The organism is Solibacillus sp. NPDC093137 (assembly GCF_050280445.1).
Taxonomy (GTDB): domain Bacteria; phylum Bacillota; class Bacilli; order Bacillales_A; family Planococcaceae; genus Solibacillus; species Solibacillus isronensis_B.
Window position 1 is genome coordinate 1,741,801 of sequence record NZ_JBNNVH010000001.1, and the last position, 13,638, is coordinate 1,755,438.

A 13,638-nucleotide genomic window follows, 5' to 3' on the forward strand; every position below is an offset into this window, starting at 1 on the left:
GGATTACTCCCCCTTACCGCATAAGAAATACGTTGCTTCTAATTTAATATCCTGTGCCACTTTTTGCACATCTTCTTTTGACACAGATTGCCAGCGTGCAGTCCACGTATCCATAGTAAACGGTTCGTCTAATACTTTGTATTGGTCAAAAATTTCAATTTGGCCACGAGGTGAATCCAATGCTTCTTTTAACTGGTTAATGAGCATTGCCTTCGTTTGCGCCAATTCCAAATCGGTAATTTCACCATTTTGCATTACTTTTAATTGTTCTGCAATTAATTTGCGTGCCTTTTCTTCATTTGCCGGCTCAATACCTGACACGACAAACAGTAATCCGTATTGTGAAGAGTAGGAGCTTGATGCATAATAAGCTAAACTTTCTTTTTCACGGACATTCATAAATAATTTTGAATGGGCATAACCGCCAAAGATTCCGTTGAAAATTTGCATTTTAGGGAAATCTTCATCGCCGAATCGTACTGGTGTCGAGTAGCCAATATGCAGTTTCCCTTGTTTCATATCCTGCGTTTCTTTCGTATATGGTTCGACATTTGCAGGAGCTGTATTTTCTTGTGTCTTTTGTAGTGCATTGCGGTCTGCAAATGAAAATGCTGCTTTTAACTTTTCGGTCATTTCTTCTACATTAATATCACCGACAACGTAAATATCAATGACATCATTTGCTAGCATATCTTCATATGTTTTTGTCAATGATTGTGGTGTAATTGCTTTTACGGCTTCGATATTACCGTTTGCAGAAATTGATGCTGCACTGTTTGGACGGATAATTTCTGTTAAACGTTTTTGTGCGTAGCGTGACTTGTCATCGAAAATTGAGTGGATTCGTTGGATGACCATTTCTTTTTCACGGTTGACAATTGATTCTTTAAATACACCGTTTTCGAAGTTCGGTTTGAAGATCGCTTCCTGAATCAGGTCGATTGCTTCATTTAATACATTGCCATGCGATAAATATTGGTCGTTTACTGTTTCGACATTTAATAATACTGTATGTTCCTGACCGCGCTTTGCCGTGTCAAAGTACAATACTGTGCCGAACAGGTCATCTAAATAGCTGCGGTAACTTGCCGATGTTGGAAATTTTTCGTTGCTGTGCTGCAGGACATTCGATAATACTGTACGCTGTGCCGCTGTTTCTTCATTTAATGGCGCTCTCCATTTTATTGAAAAGTTCACCGTTTTGAATTGGGCGGTTTGTCGTATATGAAGCGAAACACCTTTCGCAATTTCGGTTGTTAAAAACAAAAAAACTCCTCCTGACTACCTCGTGAATATAAATATAAATGCTTCTTCTCTACTATACATGTGTTGCCTTGATTTGTGCAAAGTTATTATCCGTACTAAGTATTCCCTAATTCGTGACATTTATGAATGAAAATTGTGAACGAGTGAAAATAAAAAATATTTCTTTTTCAAATAAAATTTCTTTACGCTTTCTGCGTTTCTTAATGGGGGCCGTTGTGCTGCGTTGCGGGGCACGCTTTCCTGGGGGCGTGGCTCCAACTAACTTGATGTATGCCTCTACGGCGGCATACATCAAGTGGATTTTCCGCGCACGCTTAATCCCCAAGGAGTCGGCCCCTCCACTCCGCACAACTATGGTTTTGTATGAAGTTTGGGCTGCTTATTTAATTTGAGGCAAGGTACGGTGAATTTTATTCCCTTTAAATTCAAAGTTCACGCTTTAACGCAACTTGGTTAATAAAAACGGGTTTTCTACTTTACGGTCTACCTATTCTACTTTTCCTTGAATAGTTTCTACCTTAAAAGTTGAACTTTCTACTTCTCCCTCTAGACGTTTCAATTTTTCCAGCTAATTAGCTAATAAATTCCACGCGTTCTACTTTACTTGCGATTCATTCTACTTTTTCCTAAATAGTTTCCACTTTAGTCGCAAAACTTTCTACTTTTCTTTGAATAGTTTCTACATTAGCAGTTGAACTTTCTACTTTCTCTTCAAAAGGTTCTACTTTCACCTGTAACTTGGCTAATAAATTCCACGCGTTCTACTTTACATAAACAGTTTCCACTTTAGCCTGAAAACTTTCTACTTTACCTTCAAGATGTTCTACTTTCCTCCGCAATTCGGTTAATAAATCAACGCCCTCCCACTCAATCAACACCAAAAAACCGCCTGTACAAATCCACTTTGTACAGACGGTTTAATAATTAGCGTTTTCCTTTGATGTATGGAACGCCTGATGCTTTTGGTGCTACTGCTTTTCCTACGAAGCCTGCTAATGCCAGGATTGTCAGGACGTATGGCAGGACTTGCAGGATTACTGGTGGGATCTGCTGAATGTATGGGATGTTCCCGCCACCGATACTTAATGTTTGTGCCAAGCCGAAGAATAGTGCGGCACCTAATGTTCCGATCGGATGCCATTTACCGAAGATCATTGCGGCGATGGCGATGAAACCTTGTCCGGCTACTGTTGATGCAGAGAAATCACTTGATGATGTCATCGCTAATGATGCACCACCGACACCTGCTAACGCACCGGAAATCATAACGCCGATATAACGCATTTTCGCTACGTTAATACCCATTGTATCTGCTGCCATTGGATGTTCCCCAACTGCGCGGATACGTAAACCGAATGGCATTTTGTAAAGTACGAACCATGCACCGATTGCCACAATGAACGCGATAATCGTTGTTGAATACACGTTGTGGAACAGCAATGGTCCTAAAAATGGTATATCGGATAAATACGGTATTTCAAAACGTTGTAATGGTGCCTGAACCATATCTGTTTGACCTTTACCGTAAATCAGTTTTACTAAGAAAACTGTAATTGCTGCAGCTAGCATGTTTAGTGCAACACCTGTTACCGTTTGGTCTGCACGGAATGTTACTGCTGCGATCGCAATGATTAGCGAGAAAATTGCTCCTGCTAATAATGAAGCAAGTAACGCAAGCCAAATTACATTTCTGCCAAAATCATCATAGTATTCTAAGTTGATATAAATACCTGTAAATGCACCGACAATCATTAACCCTTCAACACCAAGACCGATTACCCCTGCACGCTCCGAGAATAGAGCCCCGATACCTGTTAAAATAAGCGGTGTTGCGTATAAAAGGGCAGAAGGGACGATAAAGTATAACACTTCTAAAAAGCTCATGTTACTTGCCCTCCTTTTTCTTTCCGAATTTCTGTAAACCAACACGTAAAATATAGCCTGAAGCTACGAATAAAATAATTACTGCAATAATGATCGATACGATTTCTTCCGGAATACCTGCTTCGTTCGGCATGTTTAATGATCCGTATTTCAGGGAACCGAATAATGAAGCTCCGAAGAATACACCGATCGGATTGTTCGCACCTAGTAATGCTACAGCGATCCCGTCGAATCCGATACCTGATGCCGCTGCTTTAATCGAAGCATTTTGGTATGTTCCCAATGCTTCCATCGCACCGCCAAGACCGGCGAATACACCGGAAATTGTCATTGCTAAGATGATGTTGCGGTTTACGTTCATACCCGCATATTCAGCAGCATTTTTGTTGAACCCAACTGCCTTTAACTCATAACCGCGAGTTGTTTTTTCTAAAATAAACCACATAACAACTACCATGATCAGTGCCACGATAATTCCTAAGTGAAGACTTGAATTATCCGTAATTTCACGTAACCACTGATTACGTAATGTAGCTGATTCTAATACTGTCGGCGTTTTGAATCCGCCGTCTGACAATGATTTAATCGCAGCATTTGTTAAATATAATGCTGTGTAGTTTAACATGATCGAAGCAATTACTTCGTGTACTTGAAGTCTTGCTTTCAGGAAACCGACGATAAATGCCCAGAATGCACCAGCTGCAGCAGCCGCTAGTAATGCTAATGGCAAGTGGATAATACGTGGTAATCCTTCAATTGCATAACCGACATATGCCGCTGCAAGCCAACCCATTAATAGCTGACCTTCAACACCGATGTTGAATAATCCAGTACGGAAGGCAAATGCTACTGCAAGACCTGCTAAAATATAAGGTGTAATTTGACGGATCGTATTACCGATAGAATAAGAATCTCCGAAAATACCATTCCATAGTGCTGTATACCCATCGATTGCATCATAGCCGCTGACAACCATGATGATACCACCAACGAGTAATCCTAAAACTACCGAGATGAGTGGAACGAGCAGATTCACAACTCGATTTGACATTATTCGTTCCCCTCCTTAACTGCCTTTGCTTTACGTTTTTCACCGGCCATTAATAAGCCCAGCTCTTGTTCAGATGTTTCTTTCGGATAGACCGTATCCACGATTGTCCCATCGTAAATTACGGCAATGCGGTCAGAAACGTTCATAACTTCATCTAATTCAAATGAAATCAATAATACGGCTTTCCCTTTATCACGTTGCTCGATTAAACGAGAGTGAATAAATTCAATTGCCCCTACGTCCAATCCACGAGTAGGAAGTGCTGCAATCAGCAGATCCGGATCACGGTCAACTTCACGTCCGATAATGGCCTTCTGCTGGTTACCGCCTGAAAGCGCTCGTGCTGGCGTCATTTCGCCCTGGCCTGTACGAACATCATACTCTTCAATGATTTGGCGTGCTTTTTCATTTATCTTCTTATAGTCCATAATAACGCCTTTAGAAATTGGCGATTTGTAGTAAGTTTGTAGTGCGATATTGTGCCCAATAGGGAAATCCAGGACTAGCCCGTGTTTGTGACGGTCCTGAGGAATATGTCCTACACCTGTTTCCGTAATTTCACGCGGTTTTAAACCTGTAATATCTTTGCCGCCTAAAGTTACTTTACCGCTCTTGATTTTGCGCAGTCCTGTAATTGCTTCGATTAATTCTGATTGACCATTTCCGTCAATCCCTGCAATACCAACGATTTCACCGCGACGAATCGATAAATTCAGACCTTTTACTTTTTCGACATTCCGGTAATCCGTTACAACAAGGTTTTCGACTTTGAAGATTTCTTCAGTAGGGTTTGCTTCCCCTTTTTCTGTTTTGAATTCTACTTGTCTACCAACCATTAATTCAGCAAGCTGATCCGGATTGGTTTCAGCTGTTACTACCGTTCCAACCCCTTCACCTTTACGGATAATTGTTACACGGTCAGATACTTCCATAATTTCTTTCAGCTTGTGCGTAATGATGATAATCGACTTGCCTTCTTTAATCAGAAGTTTTAAGATTGCCATTAATTCCGTAATCTCTTGCGGTGTTAATGATGCAGTCGGCTCGTCAAAAATTAAGATTTCCGCACCGCGGTATAGTGTTTTTAAAATTTCTACACGCTGTTGCATTCCGACAGAAATATCTTCAATTTTTGCATATGGATCCACATCCAAGTTGTATTTCTTCGATAATGCAGCGATATCTTTTGCAGCATCTTTAATATTGATAGCTCCCAGTTTCGTAGGTTCGCTACCTAAAATGATATTTTCCGTAACCGTAAAGTTTTCCACAAGCATAAAGTGCTGGTGCACCATTCCGATTCCTAAATCATTTGCTTTGTTCGGATCTGTAATTTTTACTGATTCTCCGCGTACTTTAATTTCTCCGGCTTCTGGTTGATATAGACCGAAAAGTACATTCATTAAAGTCGATTTACCTGCACCGTTTTCTCCTAGTAGTGCATGAATTTCGCCTTTTTTTAACTGGAGGGTGATATTGTTGTTTGCTACGAAATTACCGAACTCTTTGCGGATCCCTAGCATTTCAATCACGTATTCCACTAGACTCACTCCCTTAGGCTATTTATCTTTAAAAGTATTTTTATAAAATTAACACATGAAAGATTTTTGTAAAAATCTTTCATCTATTAATTTTTCAGACGAATTCTACACTAAATAAGTCCCTTGTCTTACAATTCTATGAAAATATAACGCTTACATTTCTTTTAATACTAAATTTACCGAATATTTAAAACAGACCTTTACATTAGAAAATCATCATAGGGGAATAATTCCCCTATGATGACTACCATTAAGAATTATTATTTATCTTTAGGTTTTTCTTCTGAAACTTTAATTTCGCCAGAAGCAATCTTCTCTTTATATTCTTCTACTTTATCCATTACTTCTTGAGGAATTGCACCACGAGAATCTGCTAAGCCAACACCATCTTCAGCTAAACCGTAAACAGTAGTTGTACCACCTGGGAACTCACCGTTTTTCGCTTTAGTAGCGATATCCACTACCGCATTGTTAACACCTTTTAACATAGAAGTTAAAGTGATGTTAGTAGAATCATCAACTTGACCTTCTGCATATTGGTCAGCGTCAACACCGATTACCCATACGTTAGCATCTTTATCTTTTGCTTTACGCTCTTTAGCTTCTGAGAATACACCGTTACCAGTACCACCAGCAGCGTGGAAAATAATATCTACGCCAGAAGAGTACATTGAGTTCGCAGCGATTTTACCTTTAGATGCATCGTCGAATACACCTGTGTAGTTTACTTGGATTTCGATATCCGGGTTAACAGCTTTTGCACCCTCGATGAAACCAGCGTGGAAGCGGTTAATTACTGGGATATCTGTACCACCTACGAAACCGATTTTGCCTGATTCAGACATTGAAGCTGCAACAACACCAGCTAAGAAAGCGCCTTCTTGCTCTTTGAACAGGATGTTTGCTACGTTATCAGCTTCTACTTCAGCATCGATTAATGCTAACTGTGCATCTGGATTGTCATTAGCGATCTCTTCAATTGCATCACCCATCATGAAACCAACACCGAAAACTAAATCGAAGTCACGACGTAATAAGTTGTTTAAGTTTGTGTTGTAGTCAGCATCTGATTGAGATTGTAAGTAGTCGAAACCACCGTCACCTTTAGATAGGCCGTTGTCAGCACCGAATTGTTGAACACCTTCCCAAGCTGATTGGTTGAATGATTTGTCGTCTACGCCACCAACGTCTGTAACCATTGCGATTGAGAAATCGCCAGAACCTGCGTCAGTGCTTGTTTCAGAACCAGATTTAGAATCATTGTTTGAAGTGTCTTTTGAATCAGTTGACTCTTCGTCAGTTCCGCATGCCGCCAAAATTGCACCAGTTGCTACTACAGAAGAAATTAATAAACCAAATTTACGCTTTTTCATTAATGAGTCCCCCTCAAAGGTAATTGATATTAGCAGGAATTAAATAATAGAAATTATTGTTCTACACCCGTTTACGTACTACATGGAAGCTGAATTTGTCAGCTCTGAAATAATTTTTTGAATAAAGAACAACACGATCATTTTCATCATAGTGAAGTTGCTTTAATACAAGCAATGCTGTTTCCGGCCCACATTTCAATATCGGTGATACTTCATCGTGGAAGCCTACTGGATCAATATATGTCACTGCATATGCGACACGGATAGATCCGGTTTGCTCTAAAGCCGAGAAAATCGAAACGTTTTGATTACTTATAAATTCATTTGGCAGTAAATTGGCCGGTACTTTGTCTACACAGTAAACAACCGGTTCATTGTCTGCCGTTCTTACACGTTCAATCGTGATAACATTGTCATCAATGTCAGCTTGGAAACGTTCCACATCATCTTCCGTGGCTTTTTCTTCCTTCGCACTGATGAAGATTGTGCCTGGATTCATACCAGCGTTTTCAATCATAGAAGATACACTCGATAAATGCTCAATGCCTGACGTAAAGACCGGCTTTGGATTGACGAATGTACCAACACCATGACGACGGATAATAACGTTTTCTTCTTCCAAAAGTCGCAGTGCTTCACGAAGCGTTGCACGACTTACACCCAATGTTTTTGAAAGTTCGAATTCTGAGGGTAATTTTTCGTTCTCACGATAGGTCCCTTTATCTATATCTGACTTCAAACGATCAATAACTTGTAAGTATAAATGACGATGATCTGCTTTAATTGTCAATTAGTATCACCACCATAACATAGAGATCAGACATCTGATGTACAACATTCCTACTAATTCGTGAATAATATAACACTTTAAACGAAAAAAGAAAACATATTTCTTTAAATGTGTCATGTTAATGTGAAAAATTAGCGAATTTATTTCAAAACTTATAGAAAAGAATATATTCCGAAAAGTGTGACAATGTCAAGGTTTTCCTAGTTAAAATCGATTTCCTAGAACCTGACGTGGTTTACTTCCTTCTGGTGGTCCGACAACCCCGCGCTGCTCCATTTGATCGACAATCCGGGCTGCACGTGAATACCCGATTCTAAATCGGCGCTGCAGTAAAGATACGGAAGCTGTTTGCATTTCCAGTACGAGTTGTACGGCATCGTCATACAAGTCGTCCGTTTCGTCCATCACGTCAACGATTGGTTCATCAGTCGGAATCATTGCCTCCTCATATTGAGCTTTTTGCTGCTCAATGACACTATTAATAATTCTTTCGACTTCATGATCACTTACAAATGCACCTTGCACACGAACTGGTTTAGATGCTCCTGCCGGTAAATACAGCATATCACCGCGGCCAAGTAATCTTTCGGCGCCGCCCATATCCAAGATTGTGCGGGAATCGACAGATGACGACACGGCAAATGCAATCCGTGAAGGAATATTCGCTTTGATGATGCCGGTAATAACATCAACGGACGGTCTTTGTGTTGCGATAATGAGGTGAATCCCTGCTGCACGTGCCATTTGGGCAAGTCGTGTTATCGCATCTTCCACTTCACTCGACGCAACCATCATTAAGTCCGCCAACTCGTCGACAATTACGACAATATACGGAAGCTTCGGCTGTTTCTCCATCGCCTCTTCATTGCTTATATCGATATATTCGTTATATCCTTCAATATTCCTTGTACCGGAATGTGAAAACAGGTCATAGCGTCGTTCCATTTCCGACACAACTTTCTGCAATGCCTGGGCCGCTTTACGCGGATCTGTTACAACTGGTGCCAATAAATGCGGAATACCGTTGTACACACTTAGCTCCACCATTTTCGGATCAATCATCATCATTTTTACTTCACTCGGTTTTGCGCGCATCAATAGTGACACAATAATACCATTGATACATACACTTTTACCGCTCCCTGTTGAACCGGCAACTAATAAGTGTGGCATTTTGTTTAATTCTGCCGCAATCGCCTGGCCTGTTACATCGCGTCCCAAACTTACCAGCAATTTGGCCCCGACTTTTACCTGCTCATTTGCTTCAAGCACTTCACGTAACGTTACGACTGCCACTTCACTGTTCGGTACTTCGATCCCGACAGCCGATTTCCCGGGAATCGGTGCTTCAATACGAATATCTTTTGCTGCAAGGGCAAGTGCCAAGTCATCTTGAAGGCTGACAATTTTACTTACTTTTACACCTGTGTCCGGCATTACTTCATATTTTGTCACTGCAGGACCTAAATGAACTTGTGTCACTTTCGCTTTTACACCAAAGCTTAAAAATGTTTGTTCCAGTTTCTTTGCATTTGTTTGAATAACCGAATATTCGCCGCTTTGATCATGTTCGGGCGGCGGGTTCAGCTGCTGCATTGACGGCAAAATGTAGGTTTGGTCCGTTTCGGATGTTACGGCCATAATCGGCTCACTTATTTTTTCCTCCACTTCGTTTTCGATACCTTTTTGCTGTTCCTGTTTTACTTGCTCCACAAAATTCGAAATGATCGGCTCATGATGTGTTGGCGTTGCTGTCGTAATAATCAGGTCTTCCAAATCAGCTGCTTCCTCTTCGATCATCGGTTCGGTTCTAGAACGACGCTGCTTCTGTTGAGGTTCAGGTTTTGGCTTACTTCTTGTGCTGCGTTTCGTTCTTTTGAACTTTCCCTTAAGTGTAGGGGCCTTCTCTACTAATATTGGCACGAGTGCTTTTCCGGTAATTAAAATTATCCCGATGGCCAATAATACAAATGCGGCAATTTTTGCTCCGGATGCATCAAATAATACATGGAACAGGCTGAATAATAATCCGCCGATCATACCGCCACCGAGCGCATTGCTGCGGTTTACGATTCCATCTGTGCTGATGAGTATTCTCCATGTTTCCTTTAATACGGAATTTGACAACAGTGTGTTTGTTGCAAGCATCTGTTCGAATAACAAGCTATGACTGAAAATCGTCAAGCTGGCACCGACAAACAACACACCGTATACGACACGGGTATTAAATGGGACACCCCGGCGTTTGACCATTAACATCCCAGCGACTAAAAAGCATAGTAATGGGATGATAAAATGCAGATTGCCGAAGAAAAACATGGCAATTGAATGGAGCATTCTTCCAACAAGTCCGAACTCCAGAAATTCGATAATGGCTAATGCAATCAGCAATAATCCGATAATTTCATATGCGAGCGGATGGAGCTCCTTTTTCGTTTTTGGCTTTAGCGTCGGTTTTGCCTTTGCTTTTGTTTTAGTACTTTTCTTTTTATCCAATCTTTGTTCACCTACTTAAAAATTGTTCCTTAATATTAGACGCCAAAGTTGCTATATAGGCTTCCGGGTTGTGGTGATGCGTTATATTTAATCAATTGACTTAGTTTGTGCTGAATGGAATAGTTATTACTGCTATGTACCGAAAAATCAGTTTTTTTCAAATAAACTTTAGTTTTTACCGCAATTATCCAGCATTCTCTAATACTAGTAACAAGGTACATCCCACTCCGGAAAATTAGTTAGAAAAAGGGCTTTCTCACGCTTAATGTAAGAAAACCCTTTTTGATTATAGATATGGGAGTAACGATCGTTGACTCCCCTTCAAATTAATACTCCATAATGATCGGAATGATCATTGGACGACGTTTTGTTTTTTGGAATAAATACTGATTTAATGTGTCGCGAATTTCTTGCTTAATGTTTGTCCATTCGAACGTTTCTTTGCCGACATACTTCTCGATCACTTCGCGTGCGATTTCAGAAGCTTCTTCCATTAACTGTTCTGACTCGCGTACGTATACGAAACCGCGCGATAAAATTTCGGGACCTGAAGCAATTTTCTTCTGTGCACGGTTCAATGTCACAACGACAATGAAAATACCATCTTGAGAAAGCAGTTTACGGTCGCGTAAAACGATATTACCTACATCGCCTACACCGATTCCGTCGATTAATACATTCCCTGCTTGTACACGCCCTGTCATGCGCACTTTGCCGTTTTTGTACTCGACAATATCGCCTTTATCTGCGATGAAGATTTGTGATTTTTGCAAGCCCACTTGTTGTGCAAGTTTCGAGTGCGCAATTAACATGCGGTACTCCCCTTGAACCGGAATAAAGTATTTCGGCTTCATAAAGTTCAGCATCAGTTTTAAATCTTCCGCGCTGCCGTGGCCGGAAACATGGACTTTTTTGTTTGAAGTCATGACATGTGCGCCAGCTTTAGCCAGTTGGTTCATCGTGTTATACATTTGCACTTCCATGCTTGGTGATGGTGTAAATGTAATCAAGACTGTATCTGTATTTCTGATTTTAATGTCACGGTGGTGTTTTCGCACAATTTTATCTAGTGCATCAAGTGGTTCACCTTTGTTGCCCGTTGCCATAATAATAATTTCGTCATCATGATATTTATGAATTTCGTTAACTGGTACAAGTGTTGACTCATCGATTTCCAAATAGCCTAGGTTCACACCGATATCGACCATTTTTTCTAACGATTTTCCGACTACCGCGACTTTACGGTGCGATGCGGCAGCTTGTCTAAATACTTGCTGAATACGAATAAAGTTTGATGCATATAATGCTACGATAATTCGACCTGGTGCCGAATGGAACGTTTTTTGCAATTCTTCCGCAATCACTGCTTCACTTGTTGTATAGCCTGGGCGTTCTGCTTCCATTGATTCTGATAAAAGCATGAATACGCCTTCTTCACCGAGCATCGCCATTTTTGCCAAATCCGGCTTGAACTTGCCTGTTGCCGACTGGTCAAATTTGAATTCGCCCGTGTGAACGATAGCGCCTTCAGAAGTATGGAACACAATACCTAATGAATCTGGAATACTATGTGTTGTATGGAAGAATGTCACATAAGTAGAATTGAAGTTCATGCGACTATTGCTCGATACTTCAAAGAATTTCACTTGGTAAGGTGCTGGCAATTCTTTTAAATGCTCCTTCGCCAATGCGATCGTTAACTTTGAACCATATACCGGTGCTTTAATTTTCTTTAATACATACGCAATCGATCCAATTGCATCTTCATGTCCATGTGTAAGGAAAATACCTTTTACGCGCTCTTTATTTTCCTCTAAATACGTGATATCTGGAATGACGATATCAATTCCAAGCATTTCGTCTTCTGGGAACATGAGCCCACTGTCTACTACGAAAAGCTCTTCATCGATTTCTATTACATACATTGATTTTCCGATTTCGCCAACTCCACCTAATGGAATGACACGGATAAGTTCATTTTTTGATTTTGTCACTTTATTTCCTCCTAAATTGTTCCGAACAGCAACCACTTAAAGTTCATTATACGGTGAGAATGACGTTAGTACAAATAAAAAAGTGATTTTCTTTTTTTACGGAACTGCGGGCAAATTAAAATCGCAACCGTTTTACAGAATGCCGAAATTTTAATCCTCCGTTTTATTTGGATAATCCTCAGTTGGTAGCCGATCATCCTCAAGCCCCGCCTCATAATCCTCAGTTGCTGACCATTCTTCCTCACTTCATCCGCTATATTCCTCATACTGACTAAAAATAAAAAAACAGTCACCCGCTTCTCATCGGAAGGTGTGACTGTTTATATGTTAGTTCACTTGTAATGCGCGGAAACTTTTTGCTTTTTCCTGATACGTATCCCAAATTTCATCAAATGCTGCCTTTTCTTCCGGTAGCATTTCCATCATCGGCATCCGTACATCAAGTGTATCAAAGCCTAATTTTGTCATCGCGTATTTAATTGGAGATGGATTCGGTTGTGCAAATAACGCACGAACGAGCGGCAATAATGCACGGTGAATTTGTGCAGCTTCCTGATGGCGGCCTTCTTCAAATGCGCGAACCATTTGCTGCATATCTTTTCCTACTACATGTGAAGCGACAGAAATAATGCCGCGTCCGCCGATTGCAAGCAGTGGTAATGTTAACCCGTCATCCCCTGAATATACATAGAAATCCGGATCGACATTTTCAATGATGTCGCCCATCTGATCCAGGTTACCGCTTGCTTCTTTAATGCATGTAATATTCGGTACGTCTTTGCTGATCGCAATCGTTGTTTCAGCTAAAATATTGGCACCTGTACGACCAGGGACATTATATAGCATGACAGGGAGTTTTGTTTCTTTTGCGATTGTTTTAAAGTGGGCATACATGCCGCGCTGGTTTGGCTTATTATAATATGGAGTTACGAGCATGATTCCGTTTGCCCCATTTTCCTCTGCTTTATGAGTCATCATAATCGAGTAGGCTGTTTCGTTATCACCTGTACCTGCAATAACAGGGATGCGTCCTGCCACTTTTTCGACAGTAAAGCGCACGACCTCGATTTTTTCCTCAGTTGACATTGTCGGGTTTTCCGAAGTTGTTCCACAAGCAATAATTGAATCTGTACCATTTTCAATTAAGTGATCAATAATTCGTTCTAACTCAGGATAATTAATCGTACCGTCCTTTTTAAACGGCGTAATCATCGCTGTACCAATACGTCCGAAATCCATAACT

Annotated in this window: 10 protein-coding genes; all 10 read right to left on the reverse strand. The window is 40.6% G+C overall.

Annotation, left to right across the window (positions count from 1 at the left end):
• Positions 1-3: 3 nt before the first annotated feature.
• Positions 4-1,266: an EF-P 5-aminopentanol modification-associated protein YfmF gene (gene yfmF, locus ACQKN3_RS08920; RefSeq protein ID WP_427710883.1), complete on the reverse strand. Its 1,263-nt coding sequence runs from the start codon at positions 1,264-1,266 to the stop codon at positions 4-6.
• Positions 1,267-1,372: 106 nt separating this feature from the next.
• Positions 1,373-1,591: a hypothetical protein gene (locus ACQKN3_RS08925; protein ID WP_427710884.1), complete on the reverse strand. Its 219-nt coding sequence runs from the start codon at positions 1,589-1,591 to the stop codon at positions 1,373-1,375.
• A gap of 599 nt (positions 1,592-2,190) precedes the next feature.
• The gene (locus tag ACQKN3_RS08930) at positions 2,191-3,150 is read right to left on the reverse strand and encodes an ABC transporter permease (RefSeq protein ID WP_251689236.1); all 960 of its coding nucleotides are present in this window, start codon (positions 3,148-3,150) and stop codon (positions 2,191-2,193) included.
• Between the two features lies 1 nt (position 3,151).
• Positions 3,152-4,201, reverse strand: a complete 1,050-nt coding sequence (locus tag ACQKN3_RS08935) for an ABC transporter permease (protein WP_350477309.1) — start codon at positions 4,199-4,201, stop codon at positions 3,152-3,154.
• Positions 4,201-5,742 (reverse strand): ABC transporter ATP-binding protein, encoded by a 1,542-nt coding sequence (locus ACQKN3_RS08940; RefSeq protein ID WP_427710887.1) that lies wholly within the window; start codon positions 5,740-5,742, stop codon positions 4,201-4,203. The genes ACQKN3_RS08935 and ACQKN3_RS08940 overlap by 1 nt, the downstream gene beginning before the upstream one ends.
• 260 nt (positions 5,743-6,002) lie before the next feature.
• Positions 6,003-7,115, reverse strand: coding sequence for a BMP family lipoprotein (locus ACQKN3_RS08945; RefSeq protein ID WP_251689241.1), 1,113 nt, complete (start codon positions 7,113-7,115; stop codon positions 6,003-6,005).
• Positions 7,116-7,176: 61 nt separating this feature from the next.
• Positions 7,177-7,905 carry a GntR family transcriptional regulator gene (locus ACQKN3_RS08950; RefSeq protein ID WP_079525331.1) on the reverse strand — a complete coding sequence of 243 codons (729 nt, stop codon included), beginning with the start codon at positions 7,903-7,905 and terminating at the stop codon, positions 7,177-7,179.
• Between the two features lie 204 nt (positions 7,906-8,109).
• The gene (locus tag ACQKN3_RS08955; protein ID WP_427710889.1) at positions 8,110-10,401 is read right to left on the reverse strand and encodes a DNA translocase FtsK; all 2,292 of its coding nucleotides are present in this window, start codon (positions 10,399-10,401) and stop codon (positions 8,110-8,112) included.
• A 326-nt stretch (positions 10,402-10,727) separates the two neighbouring features.
• On the reverse strand, positions 10,728-12,395 hold the full coding sequence (locus tag ACQKN3_RS08960; protein WP_251689243.1) for a ribonuclease J: 1,668 nt from the start codon (positions 12,393-12,395) through the stop codon (positions 10,728-10,730).
• A gap of 327 nt (positions 12,396-12,722) precedes the next feature.
• Positions 12,723-13,634 carry a 4-hydroxy-tetrahydrodipicolinate synthase gene (gene dapA, locus ACQKN3_RS08965; protein ID WP_251689245.1) on the reverse strand — a complete coding sequence of 304 codons (912 nt, stop codon included), beginning with the start codon at positions 13,632-13,634 and terminating at the stop codon, positions 12,723-12,725.
• Between the last annotated feature and the right edge of the window lie 4 nt (positions 13,635-13,638).

Bases quoted from the DNA above. Each gene is read 5' to 3' on its own strand.
- ACQKN3_RS08930 (WP_251689236.1), bottom strand. From the start codon at position 3,150: ATGAGCTTTTTAGAAGTGTTATACTTTATCGTCCCTTCTGCCCTTTTA.
- ACQKN3_RS08935 (WP_350477309.1), bottom strand. From the start codon at position 4,201: ATGTCAAATCGAGTTGTGAATCTGCTCGTTCCACTCATCTCGGTAGTT.
- ACQKN3_RS08945 (WP_251689241.1), bottom strand. From the start codon at position 7,115: ATGAAAAAGCGTAAATTTGGTTTATTAATTTCTTCTGTAGTAGCAACT.
- dapA (WP_251689245.1), bottom strand. From the start codon at position 13,634: ATGGATTTCGGACGTATTGGTACAGCGATGATTACGCCGTTTAAAAAG.